This window comes from Actinoplanes sp. NPDC019969 (assembly GCF_055562375.1).
The window spans coordinates 179,960-198,087 of the sequence record NZ_JBVHFK010000005.1; the positions used below are offsets into that span (position 1 = coordinate 179,960).

Consider the following 18,128-nt stretch of genomic DNA (forward strand, 5'->3'; position numbering starts at 1 on the left):
AGCCATGAGAGCCAGCTCGGGGTTGATCTTGGGTGGCTGGTTCCGGGGGGTTTGAGGCGGCGGTGGAGGCGAGCCGTGGGGTTAGGTTGGGGAGGGTGGCGCGGGCGGGGGAGGATCGGGGCGTGAGTGAGGACGGGGGCCGCCTGAGCGTCCGGGTGCTCGGGGAGCTGTCGGTTCGCCGGGGAGACGCCGACGTGCCGGTTCCCGGGGCGCGGCTGCGCGGGCTGCTGGTGCGGCTGGCCTGTGCCGGCGGACGTCAGGTGACGGCAACGGCGCTCAGCGCGGCGCTGTGGCCCGACGACGGGCCGTCGGATCCGGTGAACGCCCTGCACTCGCTGGTGTCGCGGCTGCGGCGGCTGCTCGGCGGCGGCGACACGGTCACCCAGGGCGAAGGCGGATACCGGCTGGCGGTACGGCCGGACGATGTGGACGCCGTGCGGTTCGAGCGGCTGGCCGCGCAGGGGCGGGAGCGGCTGCGGGCCGGCGATCCGGCGGGCGCGGCGAAACTGCTCACCGAGGCGGTGGCGCTGGTCCGGGGCTCGGTAGCGGTGGAGGTCGCGGACGTGGCGCCGGCCCATGCGACCCGGCTCACCCAGGCGGTCGTCGAGACCGGCGCGGATCTGGCCGAGGCGGAACTGGCGCTCGGCGAGACAGCGCTCGCGGCCGGGCGGCTGACGGCGCTGCTCGCCCAGCATCCGGTCAGCGAACGGCTCGCGACACTGCTGATCGACGCGCTCGCCGGGCAGGGGAGGCAGGCCGACGCCCTCGCCGTCTACGAGCGGATCCGGGAGGACCTGGCCGACCGGTTCGGCGCGGACCCCGGCGCGGCACTGCGGGAACGGCATCTGCGCCTGCTCCGCGGGCCCCATGCGAGGGGCGGTCCGCGGGCGTTGGACGACGGGGACGGGCGGGACGCCGTACCCCCGAAGCGGGAAGCGCAGGCACCGCCGACCGTGAGCGAAACGCCGGAGAGGCCGGCGCAGCCGCCGACGAACCTGCCGGCGGCGGTGACCAGTTTCGTCGGGCGGGAGGACGATCTCGCGCGGATCGACGCGCTGCTGCGCGGTGGCCGGCTGGTGACGGTGCTCGGGCCGGGGGGAGCGGGGAAGACGCGGCTGGCGCTGGAGGCGGCGTGGCGGCGGGCCGGGGAGTACCGGGACGGGACCTGGCTGGTGGACCTCACGTCGGTGACCGAGCCGGCGAAGGTCGGGGCGGCGGTGGTGGCCGCGGCGGGGCTGCGCGGGTCGGCGCTGTTCGAGACCGTGACCCGGCCGGCGGCGGACGGGCGCACCGACGTGGACGTGCTCGCCGGCCGGCTGAACGGGCGGGAGATGCTGCTCGTCGTCGACAACTGCGAACATCTCGTCGACGCGGTCGCGCACCTGGTGGACGCGCTGCTGGCGCGCTGCCCGCAACTGCGGATCGTGGCGACCAGCCGGGAGCCGCTGGCCATCGACGGTGAGGCGCTGGTGCCGCTGGGGCCGCTGGGCCTGCCCGAGCCGGGCGCGGCGCCGGCCGATGTGGAACGTTCCCCGGCGGTGCGGCTGTTCGCGGAGCGGGCCGCCGCGGTGCGCCCCGGGTTCCGGGTCGACGACCGGACGTGCGGCGACGTCGTCCAGGTGGTGCGCGGGCTGGACGGGCTGCCGCTCGCGCTGGAACTGGCCGCCGCCCGGCTGCGCACGCTCGGGCTGCCGGAGCTGGCGGCCGGGCTGTCCGACCGGTTCCGGCTGCTGACCAGCGGCAGCCGGACCGCCCAGCCCCGGCACCGGACGCTGCGCGCGGTCATCGCCTGGAGCTGGGACCTGCTGTCCGGGGCGGAACGGTCCCTCGCCGAACGGGTCGCCGTCTACCCGGGCGGCGTCGACGTGGCGGCGGCGGCAGCGGTCAGCGACGGCTCCGCGGACATCGCCGCCCTGCTCGCCGCCCTGGTCGACAGGTCGCTGCTGCAGTTGGCGCCGGGCGGGCGGTACCGGATGCTGGAGACCTTGCGCGAGTACGGCATCGAGCGCCTCGCCGAACAGGGCGTCCTCGAGGCCGTCCGGGATCGTGCCGCCCGGCACCTGGCCCGGTTCGTCGCCGTGCAGGATCCGCTGCTGCGCACCGCCGGGCAGTTGACCGCGCTGGGCATGCTGCGCGCCGAGTACGACAACGCGCTCGCCGCCCTGCGCCACTTCTGCGACTCCGGCGACGCCCGGGCCGCGGTCACGCTCGCCCTGGACCTCTGCTGGTACTGGCAGATGTTCGGCCGCAACGCCGACGCCGGGTTCTGGCTGACGGAGGCGCTCGCGGTGCCCGGCGAGCGGGATCCGGTGGCGGCCGACTGCGCCGAGGTCGTCCTGCTGCTCAACCGCAACGACACCCGGCCGCCCGCCGTCGGCGACGACCGGGTGCGGCGCCTGTCGCTGCGCCTCGCCGGGTACCCGGACCTGCCCGGCCCGGCGGGGGCGGTCGCCGCCGTCACCCTGTACTTCGCCGGGGAACGGGAGCTCGCCGACGCCCGGATCGACCGGTACATCGACGGGCCTGATCCGTGGCTCGCCGCACTGTCCTACCTGTTCCGGGCGCAGATCGCCGAGAACGACGGTGACGTGGAACGGCTCCGGGCGAGTGTGTCCGCGGCCATCGAAGGTTTCCGGGCCATCGGCGACCGGTGGGGGCAGGCGACGGTGCTGCCGCTCCGGGCCCTGTGCCGCCAGTACGAGGGCGACCTCGACGGCGCGCTCGCCGACCTGCGGGCCGCCCGGGCGTTCGCCGCCGAGTTCGGGTCGCTCGACATCGGCGACGAGATCTTCATCGACCTGCGCTGGGCCGACCTGCACATGCGCCGCGGCGAACCGGACGAGGCGATGACAGCGCTCGCTGCCGCCCGGGCCCGCGCCGACCGCTCCTCGTCACGGGAGCTGAGACTGCTGGTGGACGCCCTGGAGGCGGGCATCGTGCTGTGGACCGGCGAACTGGACCGGGCCGCCGCGCTCATCGATCGGGCCGCCGCCGGGCTGGGTGTGGAAAGCCACGAGATGCCGATGATGGGCGGCGACCACGGGTGCGCCATCGTCGGAGCGATCCGGGCCGCCGTCGCCGTCCGGCGGGGTGAACCGGACACCGCGGAGAAGGCGATCGCCATGGCCTATCCGGCGGCGGTGCAGACCAAGGATTCGCCGATCCTGGCCATGGTCGCGGTCGCCGCCGGTGGGGTGGCCCTCGCCCGCGGGCACGCCCGGGACGCGGCGGCTCTGCTCGGCGCGGCGGCACGGCTGCGCGGCGCCCACGACCACACCGACCTCAACGTGGTGGCGGTGTCCGCGCAGGCGCGGCGGGTGCTGGGGGAGGAGGGGTTCGGGGAGGCGTACGCCGCGGGGTGGTCCCTGGAAAGACAGGCCGCGCGGAGCCTGATCGACCCCGCGCGGCGCGAGCTGCCTCAGGCCCGTCTGGCGTAACCGCGCAGGGCGAGGGGCACGAAGACCACCAGCAGGCCGGCCATCCACAGCAGGGTGGTGGTCAGCGGCCCGGCCACCGGCCCGCCGATCAGCAGCCCGCGGATCGTCGCGACCAGCGGGGTGATCGGGTTGACCGACACGAACGCCTGCACGAACCCGGGCAGCGTGCCGGTCGGCACGTACACGTTGCTGCCGAAGGTGAGCGGCAGGATCAGCAGGAACATGATGCCCTGCACGGCGCCGGGGGTCCGGGCGAGCATGCCGACCCACACCGAGATCCAGCAGAAGCACAGCCCGAACGCGATCGACAGGCCGACCGCGGCCAGCGCCGGGACCACGCCGGTCTCCACCCGGAAGCCCATCACGACGGTGCCGAAGCCGAGGATCGCCACGCACACCGACAGGTAGCGGACGACGTCGGCGAGGACCGCCCCGACCAGTGGCGCGGCGCGGGAGATCGGCAGCGACCGGAACCGGTCGAAGACGCCCTTCTCGATGTCGGCGTTCAGGTTCTGGCCGAGCGCCATGCCGCCCATGGCGAGGGACTGCGCGAGCATGCCGGGCAGCACGAACTGCAGGTACGCGTGCCGGTCCCCGTCCGCGATGGCGCCGCCGAACAGGTAGGTGAACAGCACCAGGAAGATGATCGGCTGAATGGTGACGTCGATCAGGGCCTCCGGCGTACGCAGCGTCTTGATCAGGCTGCGCTGGGCCAGGGACGTGCTGTGCCGGGCGATGGCCATCGTGCTCATACCAGTTCCTCCTTCTTGACCCGCCCGGTCAGGGCGTGGAACACCTCGTCGAGGCTGGGCAGGTGCAGCGCCAGCTCGGTGACCTCGATCCGCTCCGCGCGCAGCGCCGGGATCAGCTTGTCCAGCACCTCGTCGCCGCTGACCGGCGCCGAGGCGGCTCCCGGGCGGGCGCCGGCGGCCTCGTCCAGGCTCGCCGACGTGCCGGGCGCGGCGATCAGGTCGAGCAGCCGCAGCACGTCCGGCAGGCGGCCCGGGTCGGCCGGGCGGACCCGCAGCGTCTGCCCGCCGGTGGTGCGCTTGAGCCCGTCCGGGGTGTCCTGGGCGATGACCCGGCCGTGGTCCACCACCACGATCTCGTCGGCGAGGGCGTCCGCCTCCTCCAGGTACTGGGTGGTCAGCAGCACGCTCGCGCCGCTGGCCACCTGGGTGCGGACCACACCCCACATGTCCTCGCGCTTGGCCGGGTCGAGGCCGGTGGTCGGCTCGTCCAGGAAGATCACCTCGGGGCGGCCGACGAGGCTGGCGGCCAGGTCGAGGCGGCGGCGCATGCCGCCGGAGTAGGTCTTCGCGGGCCGTTGCGCGGCTTCCGTCAGGTCGAACCAGTTCAGCAGCTCCCCGGCCCGGCGCCGGGCGTCGCGTCCGGTCATGTCCAGGAGGCGGCCGATCAACACCAGGTTCTGTACGCCCGTCAGGTCCTCGTCCACGGAGGCGTACTGGCCGGTGAGCCCGATCCTGCGGCGTACCTTCGCGGGGTCCTTGAGGACGTCGATCCCGGCCACGAAGGCCCGGCCGGCGTCCGGTTTCAGGAGGGTGGCGAGGACCCGTACGGCGGTGGTCTTGCCCGCCCCGTTGGGCCCGAGCACCCCGAGCACCGTTCCGCGGCGCATCGACAGGTCCACGCCGTCGAGGGCCTGCGTCTTCCCGAATCGTTTGCGCAGCCCTTCGGCGCGCACCACCAGATCGTCCGTCATGCCGCCGAGACTGCCGGGCCGTGCTGGCACCGGCCGCACACGCGCCTGGCACGCCCCGCACACGGCCCTGTCATGCGGGCCGAAGCGCGCGAGCCGTCGCCCAGGCCGGTCATCGGGTGGCCGTGGCCGGGCTGGGCGACGGCCGGTGTTCGCCGGCCGTCGTGCAGGCCGGTTTTCGGGTGGGCGTGAGCGGTGTCAGCGACGGCTGGGTTTCGTGGGCCGTCGTGCAGGCCGGTTAACGGGTGGCGGTGGGCGGTGTCAGCGACGGCCGGCGAAGCCGGCCGTCGCTGACACCTGTCACGTAGCCGGCGTGGGCGACGGCTCGCGAACCGGGGCGGGCGGGTCGGTGGGCGCGGGGGCGTGGTCGTCGTCGACCATGGTGCGCTCGTCGAACGGGTCGCCGCCGGACAGCACCAGCTTCGCGCGGTCCCGGTCGAACCCGCGGACCCACACCCCGACCAGCACGGTGGCGACCGCGTTCCCGGCGAAGTTGGTCAGCGCCCGCGCCTCCGACATGAACCGGTCGATGCCGACGATCAGGCCGACCCCGTCGACCAGGTCCGGGCGGTGGCTCTGCAGGCCGCCGGCGAGGGTGGCCAGGCCCGCCCCGGTGACCCCGGCCGCGCCCTTCGACGCGATGATCATGAACAGGAGCAGCGAGACCTGCTCGCTCACCGACAGCGGGTCGCCCATCGCCTGGGCCACGAACAGCGACGCCATGGTCAGGTAGATGGCCGTGCCGTCCAGGTTGAACGAGTACCCGGTGGGGACCGTGATCCCGACGACCGGCCGGGCGACGCCGACGTGTTCCATCTTCGCGATCAGGCGGGGCAGCGCCGACTCCGACGACGACGTGGACAGGATCAGCAGGAACTCCCGGCCCAGGTACGTGAGCAGGCTGAAGATGTTGATCCGGGCGACCAGCCACAGGAGCGCCCCGAGCACCACGAACACGAACAGCACACAGGTGGCGTAGAAGCCGGCCATGATCTGGACCAGGCTGATCAGCGCATCGGTGCCGGTCTCGCCGACCACCGCCGCGATCGCGCCGAACGCGCCGAGCGGGGCCAGCCACATCAGCATCGCCAGGATCCGGAACACCAGCCGCTGGAACACCCCGATCGCCCGTAGCACCGGCTCGGACCGCTCGCCGAGGGTCTGCAGCGCGAACCCGGTCAGCAGCGCCACGAGGAGGGTCTGCAGCACGTTGCCGTTGGCCAGCGGGGCGAGCAGGCTGTCCGGGATGACGCCGAGCAGGAAGTCGGCGGTGCTCTTGGCCGGTTCGCTGCCGACCGCCTTCTGCCCGGCCGCGGCGGTCGAGGCGTCCAGGCTCATCCCGGAGCCCGGGTGGATGAGGTTGCCGACGACCAGGCCGATGCCGAGCGCCACCGTCGACATCGACAGGAAGTAGCCCAGGGCCAGGCCGCCGACCTTGCCGACCTGGGCGGCCTGCCGGATCGAGCCGACCCCGAGGACGATGGTGCAGAAGATGACCGGGGCGATCATCATCTTGATCAGGTCGACGAAGCCGGTGCCGATGGGTTTCAGCTCCACCGCGGCATCCGGCCAGATCAGGCCCACGGCGATGCCGAGCAGGACGGCCGCGATGACCGCCAGGTACAGGTAGTGGGTGCGGTCACGTCTGACCGGCGGGGTAGCGGAAGTCATGCGGTGAATGTGGCCTGGGTCTCAGCTCGAAACACCGTTACGGTCATTCTGTTCACCCGTACGAAAGAAACAGAGGCCCAGGTTTGGCACGGCGCTGGAGTATCGCCCGGCAGCTCTTCGCGCTGCAGGTGCTGGTGGTGACGCTGCTCGTGGCGGTCGGCACCACCGGAGCGGTGCTGCTGGCCCATCAGGACGCCCGGGACGCCGCGACCGACGAGGTGATCGCGGTGGCGGAGACCATCGCGCGGGAGCCCACCGTCGCCGCCGCGCTGGGGAGCGCGGATCCGGCGGACGTCCTCCAGCCGTACGCCGAAGCCGTCCGGATCGCCACCGGCACCGATTTCATCGTGGTGATGGCGCCCGACCGCACCCGCTACAGCCATCGCACCGCGGCGCTGATCGGGCAGCCGTTCGCCGGATCGGTCGACGAGGCGCTGCGCGGCGGCCGGGTCATCGAGGAGTACCGGGGCAGCCTCGGCGACTCGGTACGCACCGTCGTCCCGGTCCGCGCCCCGGGCGGCGCGATCGTCGGGCTGGTCTCGGTCGGCATCACCACCGACGCGATCAACCGGGAGCTGCTCGGCCGGCTGCCCGTGGTCGGCGCCGCGACCGGCGTCGCCCTGCTGCTGGCCGCGGGCGGGTCGTGGCTGCTCAGCCGCCGCCTGCGCCGGCAGACCCACGGGCTCGGGCCGGCCGAGATGACCCGGATGTACGAGTACTACGACGCGGTCCTGCACGCCGTCCGGGAGGGTCTCGTGGTCGTCGGCCGGGACGGCCGGATCGAGCTGATCAACGACGAGGCGCGGCGGCTGCTCGGCGCCGGCGACGGGCCGGCGGACCTGCCGCCCGAGGTGGCCGCGCTGATCGCCGAGCAGCGGCCCACCGTGGACGAGCCGGTGCTGATCGGCGACCGGGTGCTGGTCGCCAGCCGCCGGGAGACCCGCTTCGACGGGCGGGTCCTCGGCACCGTGCTGACCTTGCGCGACCACACCGAGCTGCGGGAGCTGACCGGGGAGCTGGACTCGGTCCGCGGGCTCACCGAAGCGTTGCGCGCGCAGGCCCACGAGGCCGCGAACCGGCTGCACACCGTGCTCACCATGGTCGAGCTGGGGCGGACCGGCGAGGCGATCCAGCTCGCCACCGCCGAACTGGAACTGGCCCAGCAACTCACCGACCAGGTCGTCGGCGCCGTCGAGGAACCCGCCCTGGCGGCGCTGCTGCTCGGCAAGTCCGCGCAGGCCGGGGAACGCGGGGTGGAGCTCACCGTCGACGCCGGGTCCCGGCTCAGCGCGTCGCCGCTGCCCGGCCGCGACCTGATCACCGTGGTCGGCAACCTGATCGACAACGCCCTCGAAGCGGTCGCCGGCACCCCGTCACCGCGCCGGGTCGGCGTGCTGGTCCGCGAGGAGGACGGCGAGGTGCTGGTCCGGGTCACCGACAACGGCCCGGGTCTGCGCCCGGACCAGGCCGCCGACGCCTTCCGGCGCGGATGGTCCACCAAGGGAGACGGGCACGGCATCGGGTTGTCCCTGGTGCGGCAGGTTGCTCAGCGGTACGGGGGAACGTACGGCATCCGGGACGCTCCGGGCGGCGGGGCCGAGCTGACCGTACGCCTGCCGGTGCCCGCATGATCTCCGTGCTGGTGGTCGACGACGAGCCGCTGATCGCCGAGGCGCACGCCGCGTACACCGCAAGGGTCGGGGGTTTTCAGGTCGCCGGTGTCGCGCTGACCGCGCGGGAGGCGATGAGCCGTCTCCGCGCCCACCCCGTCGACCTCGTGCTGCTGGACCTGAACCTGCCGGACAGGCACGGCCTGGAGATCGCCCGGGCGTTGCGGGCGTCCGGCAGCGGCACCGACGTCCTGGCCGTCACCTCCAACCGCGACATCGCCATGATCCGCCAGGCCGTCGCCCTCGGGGTGACCCACTACCTGCTGAAACCGTTCACCTTCGCGGCGTTCCGGGACAAGCTCGAACGGTACGCCCGGTACCGCCGGCAGCTCGCCGAATCCGCCGAGGTGGCCGCCCAGCACGAGGTGGACCGGGTGTTCGCCACCCTGCGCGGCGCCCCGCCGGACACCCTCCCCAAGGGACTCGACAGGGCCACCTTCGACCTGATCTCGGCCGCCCTGCGCGCCGTCGCGCCGGCCGGCCTGTCCGCCGCCGAGGTCGCCGCCCGCACCGGCACCTCCCGGGTCACCGCCCGCCGCTACCTGGAACACTTCGCCGACAACGGGCAGGTGGTGCGCAGTCCCCGGTACGGCGGACCGGGCCGCCCCGAGGTCGAGTACCGCCCCGCATCGACGGGTACCAGCAGTCCATGACCGACCAGACCCTGATCATCCTGGGCGCCACCGGCGATCTCACCGCCCGCCTGCTGCTGCCCGGCCTCGGCGCGCTGCTCACCGCCGGCCACGTGCCCGGCCTCACCCTGATCGGCGCCGCCACCGACGACTGGGACGACGACAAGTGGCGGGCCCGCGTCCACGAGTCGTTCGGCGCCCACGGCGCGGCCGCCGCCTCCGCGTCCTCGGGGGAGGCGACGCCGGAGACCGACAGCTCCACGGCCGCCTCGCAGGTCGCCGACCGGGCCCGCTACCTGCGCACCGACGTCACCGACAGCGGCGACCTGCGGCGGCTGCTCGCCGAGGCCGGCGACTCGGTGGCGATCTTCTTCGCCCTGCCGCCCGCCGTCGCCGCCAAGGCCTGCGAGGCGCTGCTCGACGTCGACCTGCCGGACGGCACCCGCCTGGTGCTGGAGAAGCCGTTCGGCACCGGCAGCGCCGCCGCCGCCGAACTGAACGCGCTGATCCGGCGGCTCGTCCCGGAGGAACGCGTGCACCGGGTCGACCACTTCCTCGGCAAGTCGACGGTGCTCAACATCCTCGGCCTGCGGTTCGCCAACCGGATCTTCGAACCGATCCTGAACGCCGGGCACGTGGCGAGCGTCGACATCGTCTTCGACGAGAACCTCGCCCTCGAAGGCCGGGCCGGCTACTACGACCACGCCGGCGCGCTCGCCGACATGATCCAGAGCCACCTGCTGCAGATCCTCGCCCTGCTCGCCATGGAGGCGCCGTTCAGCATGGCCGCGGGGGAGTTCCGGGACCGCAAGGCCGACGTGCTGCGGGCCACCCGGTTGTTCTCCGAGGACCCGGAGCAGTGCAGCCTGCGGGCCCGGTACACCGCCGGGTCCCTCGACGGGCGCGACCTGCCGTCGTACGCCGACGAGCCCGGCGTCGACCCGGCCCGCGGCACCGAGACCCTCGCCGAGCTCGTCCTCACCGTGGACACCTGGCGGTGGGCCGGGGTGCCGTTCCGGCTGCGGTCCGGCAAGGCCGTCGGCGACAGCCGCAAGGAGGCCGTGATCACCTTCAAGCGGCCGCCCCGGGTGCCGGACGGGCTGACCGGCGTCGACCAGCCGGACCGGCTGCGGATCGGGTTCGGCCCGGACCACCTGGCCATCGACTTCAACATCAACGGCCCGGGTGATCCGTTCGAACTCGATCCGGTCAGCCTGGAGGCCGACTTCGGTGCCGGAGACCTTCCGCCGTACGGGGAGGTGCTGCGCGGTGTGTTCGACGACGACCCGACCCTGAGCGTCCGGGCCGACACCGCCGAGCAGTGCTGGCGCATCGTCGAGCCGGTCACCGAGGCGTGGCGGGCCGGGAAGGTGCCGCTGCGCGAGTACCCCGCCGGCAGCGCCGGTCCCAGCCTCTGGTTGCGGTGACCTCCACCGTCTCGTACGCCGGCGCCGCCCATCATCCCTTGTCGAGAGCGCGCCTCCGGCGATGGATCAAACCGGCGTACGAGACGACGACCGCCACGGCGATCAACAGGCGCACCTCGTTCAGATGGCGCTCCGGGTACATCACGCCGGTCAGGTACGTGTCGATGAAACCGCGTGCCAGCCCCGACTGCCCGGCCCGCTCCCGCGCCCGGTCCTCCACGTACGTCAGTGGGCAGTTCAGGTCGAACAGCACGATGCACAGGCCCCAGCCGGCCGCCGCCAGGTGCAGCCAGATCGCTTTCGGCCAGCGCCAGGCGACGAAACCACCGAGCACCACGAATGCGATGAACAGGAAGTGCACGACCATCGTGACCTCGGCCAGGACCCGGAAACCCATGCCGCCGATTCTCCTCGATTAATTCGTTGGACGGGCGCCGCGGCCGCGCCTAAGTTGGTCTTCAACACCGACCGGGCCGAACAGCCCGGCAGATCCGGAGAGGAGGAGACGATGTCCGCCAAGCGCCTGTGGCCGGCCATGCCGAGTTCCCCCGCCCGGAGTCTGAGCCGACTCCTGGCCCGGTGGCGCAGCTAGCGAACCGCTAGCGATCCCAGCGCCGCCCTTCCGCAGACGGAACCGGGCGGCTTCTTCGTATACGGGTGTAGCTCAACCGGTAGAGCACTGGATTCCAAATCCGGCAGATGCGGGTTCGACTCCTGCTGCCCGTGCTTTCCTTGACAATTCCACAGCGGATGACAGTTTGATCATTGTCCCCGTAGCTCAGCGGATAGAGCACCGGATTACGGATCCGGGTGTCGGGAGTTCGAATCTCTCCGGGGACGCTGTCTCGCTTCCGTAGCCCAACTGGCAGAGGCGCCGTCTTGAGGGGGCGGTCATGTGCGCGTTCGACTCGCGCCGGAAGCACGTTCGATCAAGCCCGGGTGGCCCAACTGGCAGAGGCGCTGCGTTCAGGTCGCAGAGGTTAGGGGTTCGAATCCCCTCCCGGGTACGTGGGGCTCGTAGCTCATCAGGGAGAGCGTCTGTCTTGCACACAGAAGGTGGCCGGTTCGAGTCCGGCCGGGTCCACGATGGAGGACTGGCCGAGCGGTCCAAGGCGGCGGATTGCTAATCCGCAGCAGGGGTAGTACTCCTGTCGAGAGTTCGAATCTCTCGTCCTCCGCGCACGTCGCCGTAGCTCAGAGGCCCAGAGCGCCGCGCTCATGACGCGGAGGGCGGTGGTTCGAAACCACCCGGCGATACGCAGTACAGCACCAACCACGGGTCGTGGCGCAGCTTGGTCAGCGCGCTCGCTTTGGGAGCGAGATGTCGCGGGTTCGAATCCCGCCGACCCGACGGGTTCCACAAGGGTGACGCCAGCCGATCGGCGCCGGCCGCCGCTTCGAAAGCGGTGGGAGGCTTGACCGCCTCGTAGGGGTTCGACTCCCTTCGTCACCGCTTTCACATCACGCGCTGCTAGCTCAATGGGTAGAGCAACCGGCTCTTAACCGGTGGGTTCGGGGTTCGAGTCCCCGGCGGCGCACTCGCAGGGTATGGGAGGAGCCGGCCTGGCTTCGGGAACGCCGCTGGAAACGGCGTGGGCCCCGTGAGGGGCCCCGTGGGTTCGAATCCCACCTCCTCCGCGGTGAAGCAGTGACGAGGTCGAGCCTGTCATCCGCTGGGGACTCGCCTCGGAGGCCTGCGCGTGGAGGCCTGAGCTGCGAGAACGCCGGAATGAACAACTTGCGTGAATCCCTCGGAAGGGGAAACCTGCGGGAAAGGGATGCGCGTGAGGAGGCCTGCCATGGGCAAGGTCGTCGCTGCCCTGTCCATGTCGGTGGACGGGTTCGTCGCTGATGAGAACGACAGTGTGGGCGAGTTGTTCGGGTGGTACCAGAACGGGGACGTCGAGGTGCCGACCGCTGATCCACGGCGGACGTTCCATGTGACCGAGGCGAGCGCACGGTTCCTTAAACCGTTGCTGGGCAACGCCGGGGCGCTGGTGTGCGGGCGGCGGCTGTTCGACCGTACCGATGGGTGGGGTGGCAGGCATCCGGCGGGGTGCCCGGTGTTCGTGGTGAGTCACGGGGTGCCGGGGTGGTGGCCGCGGGACGATCCGGAGACGACGTTCTGGTCGGATGCGATCTCGGCGCTGGAGGCGGCGCAGAAGGTGGCGGGGGACCGGGTGGTGGGGGTGTCGACGCCGACGCTGACCCGGCAGTACCTGGACGCGGGGCTGCTCGACGAGATCACCGTGTCGCTGGTGCCGATTCTGCTCGGTGCGGGGACCCGGCTGTTCGAGACGCTGGTGGTGACGCCGGTGCGGCTCGGTGACCCGGAGGTGATCGAGGGACGCGACGTCACCCATCTGACGTATCGGGTGGTGCGTTAACCGAGCAGGTTGTCGTCGCTGGTGGACGGTTCCGGGTCGGGGAGCCGGGTCATCCGGAACGAGTTGAGCAGCCCGAGGAGACCGGCGAGCAGCGGCAGGAGCAGGGCGGCCTGCAGGGCGATCGGGCGGGCCTCGGTGTTGATGCGCAGGATCTCCTCCCGTACCTCAGGAGGTCTGCCGGTCAGAAGACTGTCGAGGTGCTCGTTGGTCATCACCTCGGCGTTGCGGTCCAGGGCGACGGCGACCTCCTGTTTCTCGGCCGGGTCGAGGACGGTGCTGTCGTCGGCGTGGCTGGTGAACGAGAGGGTGAGAGTGGCCAGCATGATCGCCCCGGCGGTGGCGAGGCCGAACGAGAGGCCGAAGGATCCGCCGGCGGAGTTGACGGCGGCGGCTTCGCTGACGCGTTCCTCCTCGATCGGGGAGAGGGTGTAGTTGTTGAGCTGTGACACCAGCAGTCCCAGCCCGGAGCCGGCGATGGCGAGCGGGATCAGCAGTTGCCAGCCGAAACCGGCGTCCGGCACCAGCGGGACGAGGACCAGGGTGCCGAGGGTGAGCAGCAGGAAACCGGCCCGGATGACGAAAGCGGGACGGCGGCGGCCGGCGCGGCGCCCGGCGAGCAGGGCGACGGCGAACATGCTCAGCGACAGCGGGGCGAGGGAGAGCCCGGCCTGCAGGGCGTTGTAGCCGAGGACCATCTGCAGGTAGATCGGCAGGGCGATCATCAGGCCGCCGAGCGCGATCTGCTGGAGCATCTGCCCGGTGATGCCGGCCCGGAACAGCCCGGATCGGAACAGTTCCGGGTCGAGCAGGGCGGGACGGCCGGTCCGTTTGCGGTGGACCAGCCAGTACGCGAGGCCGGCCAGCCCGGCGATGCCGAGGGCGATCAGGGCGAGGACGGCGCTGCCGTCCTCCTCCCAGACCAGGATGCCGAGGACCACCCCGCCCATGCCGACGACCGAGAGGGCGGCGCCGACCAGGTCGATGTGCCGGGGCCCGTGGTATTCGACGTTGCGGACCAGGCCGATGCCGGAGAGGACGACGGCGATGATGACGACCTCCAGGGCGAAGCCGACCCGCCAGGACAGGAACGTGGTGATGAACCCGCCGAGCAGGGGGCCGACCGCGGCGGCGATGGCGGCGGCCGCGCCGACCATGGCGTAGACCCGGCGTTGTCCGGCGCCTTCGAAGTTGCCGTGGATCAGCGACTGCATCGCCGGGAGCAGCAGGGACGCGCCGATGCCGCCGATCAGCGCCCAGCAGATGACGATCGGGAGCAGGGTGTCGGCGATCGTCATGGCCAGGGCGCCGACGGCGTAGCCGAGCAGGCCGAGCACGTACGCCCGCTTGCGCCCGATCAGGTCGCCGACCTTGCCGCCGATCAGGATGAACGCGGCCGAGACCAGCGCTTCCAGGGCGATCGCCGATTGGACGCTGCTGGCGGTGGTGTCCAGGTCGCGCACCACCGCGGAGATCGAGACGTTCATCAGCGAGGTGTCGACGACCAGGACGAACATGGCCGCCGACAGGAGGACGGCGAGTCGTCTCTGTTGTGCCATGGATGCAGCGTGCTCACGGTTCGGCCGGTCGTCATCCTCCGTCGGGGATGAGCAGCTTCTCCGGTTCGGCGCGGTGCTGAGGCCGAACGTGCGACCGGTGTTCGGCCTCCAGGTCGTCGCCGGGTTCGAGCCTGGTCACGACGTCGTGCACTGCCTCCACCGTTGCGCGCATGCGGGCATGATGCCATTTACTCGCTTTCGGTACGCCCGATCGCCCCGCATGATCACATCATGCTGATTCAGCTGACCATGCGCGGTTACAGCGCCGAGCATCTGGCCGGGATGGTGGCCGAACACGGTGGCGAACTCCGCCTGGTTCGCCTGGACCAGGGTGCCATGAATCCGGTGCCGACGATCGTGCTGCGGGGCGAGCGGTCGGTCATCCGCGAGTGGGAGCGGCGGGGCTACGTGGCCCGGTCCCGGTTCCTGGTGCCGGCGGAGGAGGGCAGGCGGGACTTCGAGCACCACATCGAGCTGCGGGACGTGCCGATGGGTGCCTCGGCGATGGTGGCGCTCGCCGAGCTGGCCGAGTCGCACGGGGCCGGTCTGTGCCGGGATCCGCGGCGGCTGGTGGTGCAGCGCTGCCCCGGGGCGGCCCGGGCGGGGGCGGTCGAGCGGCGGGAGCTGCTGCTGGCCGGGCTGCGGGCGGCCGGTCACGAGGTGCTCGCGGTGGAGAGCTGGCACATCAAGCACGACAGCGATCCGGACCAGGACGAGGGTTGGCTGTTCACGAAGCGGCCGGCAGGTCGGGGGAATCTGATTCACCAGGGGACGAGGGATTTTCCGGCGACGTTCCGGCCGGTGCCGCCGGGCAAGGGCATCAAGCAGCGGTACGTGTTCGACCCGGCGCTGAAGCAGTACGGGAACGCGTACCGGCCGGGGGAGCCCACGTTCGCCGACCCGGTGGCCGCGCATCGGTGGCAGGCGGCCCGGGAGGCCGCGATGAACCACCTGATCACGGCGATCGGCCGGAGCCGCTGGGCGGAGCATCTGATGCTGCGTGGCAGCGCGGTGATGCGGGCCTGGGTGGGCGACGCCGCCCGGCCGCCGGGTGACCTGGACTTCGTGGTGGTTCCCGCCGACGTCACCAGTGTCAGCCGGGAGGCCCGTGAGCTGCTCGACGGGATCATCGCGGCGGCGGACGGCGCGGGTCTGCAGCCCGGTGGCGTCGCGGAGTCCGGGATCTGGACTTATGAGCGTGCCGACGGCCGCCGGCTCGTCATCCCGTTCGAGGTGGCCGGGGCGCCGGACGACAGCGTGCAGATCGACGTGGTGTTCGGTGAGCAGCTGCCGCTCGGCCCGGAGCGGATGGCCCTGCCGGGGATCGGGGCGCCGGTGCTCGCGGCGACCGCCGAGCTGTCGCTGGCGTGGAAGCTGCTGTGGCTGAGCACCGACTGCTACCCGCAGGGCAAGGATCTGTACGACGCGGTGCTGCTCGCCGAGTACACCTCGGTGGACCTCGCGCTGGTCCGTGAGCTGATGCTGCCGGAACTCGGCGCCGAGGCCGGCTCGTTCACCGCCGCGACCGTGCTGAGCTGGCAGGACGTGGACTGGGCCAACTTCCAGGACGAATTCCCGGAGGTACGGGGAACGCTGCAACAGTGGCTGCGCAGGCTGGCCCTCGCTCTGGAGAGGAGCGAGGGCCGGCCCGTCACTCACGCCGCCGGACGGTAACCGGCGGGCCGGCTGGTGAACGTGCCCCGGCCGTGGGTGCGGCTGCGCAGCCGGGTCGCGTACCCGAACAGCTCAGCCAGCGGCACCGTGGCGGTCACCGTGCGTACCGAAGAATCGGTGACCTGGGCACGACGTGCCGCGAGGTCGCCGAGCACCGCGCCCAGCGTGTCGGACGGCGCGCTGACCGTGACCTCGGCGACCGGCTCGAGCAGCGCGAGAGTGCAGGCGCGCAGCGCCTCGCGGAGCCCGAACCGGCCGGCCGCCCGGAACGCCATCTCCGACGAGTCCTTGACGTGTGTCTGACCGTCGGTGAGCGTGACCCGCAGCCCGACGACCGGGTTGCCGCCGAGCGGGCCGTCGGCGAGGGCCTCCCGGCAGCCGGCCTCGACCGCCCGGACGAACTCGGCCGGCACCCGCCCGCCGGTCACCGCCGACGCGAAGGCGAAACCCGTGCCGTCGGCCGGCTCGACGTCCAGGACGACGTGCGCGAACTGGCCCGCGCCACCGTCCTGTTTGACATGCCGGTACACGAAGCCGGTGACGCCGCCGGTCACCGCCTCACGGAAGGCGACCTGCGGACGGCCGGTGGTCAGCTGCAGGCCGGTGGTCTGCCGCAGTTTCTCCACTGTCACCTCCAGATGCAGTTCGCCCAGCCCGGACAGCAGGACCTGACCGGTTTCCGTGTCCGTGCGTACGCTCAGGGACGGGTCTTCGGAAGCGAGCGCGGCGAGCGCGCTCGGCAGGCGCTGGGCGTCGGCCCGGGTGCGCGCCTCCACCGCCACCGACACCAGCGGCTCGGCGACCCGCGCGGCCTCCAGCACCACCGGATGCTGCCTGGTGGAGAGGGTCGCGCCGGTGCGGACGGCCTTCAGTCCGGCGACGGCGACGATGTCGCCGGCCACCGCCCGGTCGATGTCGGTGTGCTTGTCGGCGTGGACCCGCAGGATCCGGGCGATTCTTTCGGTACGGCCTGCGCCCGCGTCCCACACGGTGTCTCCCTTCGTGATCGTTCCTTGGTAGACGCGCAGGTAGGCGAGCCGGTCCCGCCGTTTGAAGACGAGCGCGACCGGGTCCGTGGCCGCGTCGCCGTTCGGGGCGGGCAGGTAGTCGACGACGGCGTCGAGCAGCGGCTCGACACCTTTGTCCCGGTAGGCTGAGCCGCACAGGACGACGACGGCCTCTTGCGTGCGAGTGAGATCCCGGAGCGCCGACTTGAGCGTTATATCCGACATGTCGCCTAATTCGTCCAGGGCTCCGGCGTGCAGCTCGGCGACGGCCTCCTCCAGCCGCCGTCGATGATCGCGCGCGTTCGCGTCCGTCGCCGGCGTCACGTGCAGAACCCCGCCCGGCCAGGTCAGCGTGCGCATCCCGACCAGGTCGACGACGCCCTCGAAATCGCCCTCGCGGCCGATCGGCACCTGGACGACCAGCGGCGTCACCTCGAGCTTGTCGCGGATCGAGGCGACCGCCGCGTCCAGGTCGGCGCCGGGACGGTCGAGCTTGTTGACGAAGGCGATGCGCGGCACGGCGTACCGGTCGGCGGTCCGCCACACCGTCTCGCTCTGCGGCTCGACACCCGCGACACCGTCGAACACGGCCACGGCGCCGTCGAGCACCCGCAGCGACCGCTCGACCTCGTCGGAGAAGTCGACGTGGCCGGGCGTGTCGATCAGGTTGAGCCGGTGACCGGCCCAGTCGCAGCTGACCGCCGCGGCGAAGATGGTGATGCCACGATCCCGCTCCTGAGGATCGAAGTCGGTGACGGTGGTGCCGTCGTGCACCTCGCCGGTCTTGTAGGTGGCGCCGGTGGCGTACAGGATCCGCTCGGTGAGGGTGGTCTTACCGGCGTCGACGTGCGCAAGGATGCCGATGTTCCGGACATGCATGATGGTTGATTCTTTCGAGTCTGATCGGGTGGACGGACTGCGCCTGTCACAGGCAGCGACCAGCTCCG

At 72.0% G+C, this 18,128-nt stretch carries 13 protein-coding genes and 11 tRNA genes; 17 read left to right on the plus strand and 7 right to left on the minus strand.

All coding sequences use genetic code 11. The features are described from left to right. Positions 1-122: 122 nt before the first annotated feature. Entirely contained in the window at positions 123-3,437 is a 3,315-nt protein-coding gene (locus ACZ3II_RS16930) for an AfsR/SARP family transcriptional regulator (protein WP_465518579.1), read from the plus strand. Here ACZ3II_RS16930 and ACZ3II_RS16935 read toward each other — a convergent pair. The 3 genes from ACZ3II_RS16935 to ACZ3II_RS16945 form a co-directional block, all read right to left on the minus strand. After that, the gene (locus ACZ3II_RS16935; protein WP_465518580.1) at positions 3,419-4,189 is read right to left on the minus strand and encodes an ABC transporter permease; all 771 of its coding nucleotides are present in this window, start codon (positions 4,187-4,189) and stop codon (positions 3,419-3,421) included. The two genes, ACZ3II_RS16930 and ACZ3II_RS16935, sit on opposite strands and share 19 nt — an antisense overlap. After that, positions 4,186-5,160 (minus strand): ATP-binding cassette domain-containing protein, encoded by a 975-nt coding sequence (locus ACZ3II_RS16940; RefSeq protein WP_465518581.1) that lies wholly within the window; start codon positions 5,158-5,160, stop codon positions 4,186-4,188. The genes ACZ3II_RS16935 and ACZ3II_RS16940 overlap by 4 nt, the downstream gene beginning before the upstream one ends. A 297-nt stretch (positions 5,161-5,457) precedes the next feature. Continuing rightward, a complete protein-coding gene (locus ACZ3II_RS16945; protein ID WP_465518582.1) occupies positions 5,458-6,828 on the minus strand; it encodes a cation:dicarboxylate symporter family transporter in 1,371 nt (456 codons plus the stop codon). Between the two features lie 83 nt (positions 6,829-6,911). Here ACZ3II_RS16945 and ACZ3II_RS16950 point away from each other — a divergent pair, with 83 nt between their 5' ends. The 3 genes from ACZ3II_RS16950 to ACZ3II_RS16960 are packed head-to-tail and all read left to right on the plus strand — an operon-like array spanning position 6,912 to position 10,557. Continuing rightward, positions 6,912-8,459 carry a sensor histidine kinase gene (locus tag ACZ3II_RS16950; RefSeq protein WP_465518583.1) on the plus strand — a complete coding sequence of 516 codons (1,548 nt, stop codon included), beginning with the start codon at positions 6,912-6,914 and terminating at the stop codon, positions 8,457-8,459. Further along, on the plus strand, positions 8,456-9,151 hold the full coding sequence (locus tag ACZ3II_RS16955) for a response regulator (protein ID WP_465518584.1): 696 nt from the start codon (positions 8,456-8,458) through the stop codon (positions 9,149-9,151). The genes ACZ3II_RS16950 and ACZ3II_RS16955 overlap by 4 nt, the downstream gene beginning before the upstream one ends. Then, positions 9,148-10,557 carry a glucose-6-phosphate dehydrogenase gene (locus ACZ3II_RS16960; RefSeq protein WP_465518585.1) on the plus strand — a complete coding sequence of 470 codons (1,410 nt, stop codon included), beginning with the start codon at positions 9,148-9,150 and terminating at the stop codon, positions 10,555-10,557. Before ACZ3II_RS16955 ends, ACZ3II_RS16960 begins: the two co-directional genes overlap by 4 nt. A gap of 31 nt (positions 10,558-10,588) precedes the next feature. On the opposite strand, the gene ACZ3II_RS16965 is transcribed toward ACZ3II_RS16960, so the two are convergent. After that, the gene (locus ACZ3II_RS16965) at positions 10,589-10,954 is read right to left on the minus strand and encodes a DUF2784 domain-containing protein (protein ID WP_465518586.1); all 366 of its coding nucleotides are present in this window, start codon (positions 10,952-10,954) and stop codon (positions 10,589-10,591) included. Between the two features lie 256 nt (positions 10,955-11,210). Here ACZ3II_RS16965 and ACZ3II_RS16970 point away from each other — a divergent pair. The 12 genes from ACZ3II_RS16970 to ACZ3II_RS17025 all read left to right on the plus strand — a co-directional run bounded on the left by ACZ3II_RS16970 (position 11,211) and on the right by ACZ3II_RS17025 (position 12,944). After that, a tRNA-Trp gene (locus tag ACZ3II_RS16970) sits at positions 11,211-11,283 on the plus strand. Positions 11,284-11,324: 41 nt separating this feature from the next. Next, positions 11,325-11,397, plus strand: a tRNA-Arg gene (locus tag ACZ3II_RS16975). 7 nt (positions 11,398-11,404) lie between these two features. Further along, positions 11,405-11,479 (plus strand) — tRNA-Leu (locus ACZ3II_RS16980). An 11-nt stretch (positions 11,480-11,490) separates the two neighbouring features. Beyond that, a tRNA-Leu gene (locus ACZ3II_RS16985) sits at positions 11,491-11,564 on the plus strand. Positions 11,565-11,568: 4 nt separating this feature from the next. Continuing rightward, positions 11,569-11,641 (plus strand) — tRNA-Ala (locus ACZ3II_RS16990). Positions 11,642-11,645: 4 nt separating this feature from the next. After that, positions 11,646-11,735 (plus strand) — tRNA-Ser (locus ACZ3II_RS16995). 5 nt (positions 11,736-11,740) lie between these two features. Continuing rightward, positions 11,741-11,814, plus strand: a tRNA-Met gene (locus ACZ3II_RS17000). Positions 11,815-11,833: 19 nt separating this feature from the next. After that, a tRNA-Pro gene (locus ACZ3II_RS17005) sits at positions 11,834-11,908 on the plus strand. Between the two features lie 13 nt (positions 11,909-11,921). Beyond that, positions 11,922-12,010 (plus strand) — tRNA-Ser (locus ACZ3II_RS17010). 12 nt (positions 12,011-12,022) lie between these two features. Then, positions 12,023-12,095: transfer RNA gene (locus ACZ3II_RS17015), tRNA-Lys, on the plus strand. Positions 12,096-12,108: 13 nt separating this feature from the next. Beyond that, a tRNA-OTHER gene (locus ACZ3II_RS17020) sits at positions 12,109-12,195 on the plus strand. Between the two features lie 161 nt (positions 12,196-12,356). After that, positions 12,357-12,944 carry a dihydrofolate reductase family protein gene (locus ACZ3II_RS17025; protein ID WP_465518587.1) on the plus strand — a complete coding sequence of 196 codons (588 nt, stop codon included), beginning with the start codon at positions 12,357-12,359 and terminating at the stop codon, positions 12,942-12,944. On the opposite strand, the gene ACZ3II_RS17030 is transcribed toward ACZ3II_RS17025, so the two are convergent. After that, positions 12,941-14,500 (minus strand): MFS transporter, encoded by a 1,560-nt coding sequence (locus ACZ3II_RS17030; protein ID WP_465518588.1) that lies wholly within the window; start codon positions 14,498-14,500, stop codon positions 12,941-12,943. The genes ACZ3II_RS17025 and ACZ3II_RS17030 overlap by 4 nt on opposite strands. A gap of 31 nt (positions 14,501-14,531) precedes the next feature. After that, a complete protein-coding gene (locus ACZ3II_RS17035; RefSeq protein ID WP_465518589.1) occupies positions 14,532-14,672 on the minus strand; it encodes a hypothetical protein in 141 nt (46 codons plus the stop codon). A gap of 59 nt (positions 14,673-14,731) precedes the next feature. On the opposite strand from ACZ3II_RS17035, the gene ACZ3II_RS17040 reads away from it, so the two are divergent. Continuing rightward, positions 14,732-16,174, plus strand: coding sequence for a nucleotidyl transferase AbiEii/AbiGii toxin family protein (locus tag ACZ3II_RS17040; protein ID WP_465518590.1), 1,443 nt, complete (start codon positions 14,732-14,734; stop codon positions 16,172-16,174). Here ACZ3II_RS17040 and fusA read toward each other — a convergent pair. After that, positions 16,156-18,060, minus strand: coding sequence for an elongation factor G (gene fusA, locus ACZ3II_RS17045; protein ID WP_465518591.1), 1,905 nt, complete (start codon positions 18,058-18,060; stop codon positions 16,156-16,158). The two genes, ACZ3II_RS17040 and fusA, sit on opposite strands and share 19 nt — an antisense overlap. Positions 18,061-18,128: the final 68 nt, after the last annotated feature.

What these genes read in the sequence shown, in the direction of transcription:
- ACZ3II_RS16935 (WP_465518580.1), bottom strand. Translation starts at nt 4,189, where the DNA reads ATGAGCACGATGGCCATCGCCCGGCACAGCACGTCCCTGGCCCAGCGC.
- ACZ3II_RS16940 (WP_465518581.1), bottom strand. Translation starts at nt 5,160, where the DNA reads ATGACGGACGATCTGGTGGTGCGCGCCGAAGGGCTGCGCAAACGATTC.
- ACZ3II_RS16945 (WP_465518582.1), bottom strand. Translation starts at nt 6,828, where the DNA reads ATGACTTCCGCTACCCCGCCGGTCAGACGTGACCGCACCCACTACCTG.
- ACZ3II_RS16955 (WP_465518584.1), top strand. Translation starts at nt 8,456, where the DNA reads ATGATCTCCGTGCTGGTGGTCGACGACGAGCCGCTGATCGCCGAGGCG.
- ACZ3II_RS16960 (WP_465518585.1), top strand. Translation starts at nt 9,148, where the DNA reads ATGACCGACCAGACCCTGATCATCCTGGGCGCCACCGGCGATCTCACC.
- ACZ3II_RS16965 (WP_465518586.1), bottom strand. Translation starts at nt 10,954, where the DNA reads ATGGGTTTCCGGGTCCTGGCCGAGGTCACGATGGTCGTGCACTTCCTG.
- ACZ3II_RS17025 (WP_465518587.1), top strand. Translation starts at nt 12,357, where the DNA reads ATGGGCAAGGTCGTCGCTGCCCTGTCCATGTCGGTGGACGGGTTCGTC.
- ACZ3II_RS17030 (WP_465518588.1), bottom strand. Translation starts at nt 14,500, where the DNA reads ATGGCACAACAGAGACGACTCGCCGTCCTCCTGTCGGCGGCCATGTTC.
- ACZ3II_RS17035 (WP_465518589.1), bottom strand. Translation starts at nt 14,672, where the DNA reads ATGCGCGCAACGGTGGAGGCAGTGCACGACGTCGTGACCAGGCTCGAA.
- ACZ3II_RS17040 (WP_465518590.1), top strand. Translation starts at nt 14,732, where the DNA reads ATGCTGATTCAGCTGACCATGCGCGGTTACAGCGCCGAGCATCTGGCC.
- fusA (WP_465518591.1), bottom strand. Translation starts at nt 18,060, where the DNA reads ATGCATGTCCGGAACATCGGCATCCTTGCGCACGTCGACGCCGGTAAG.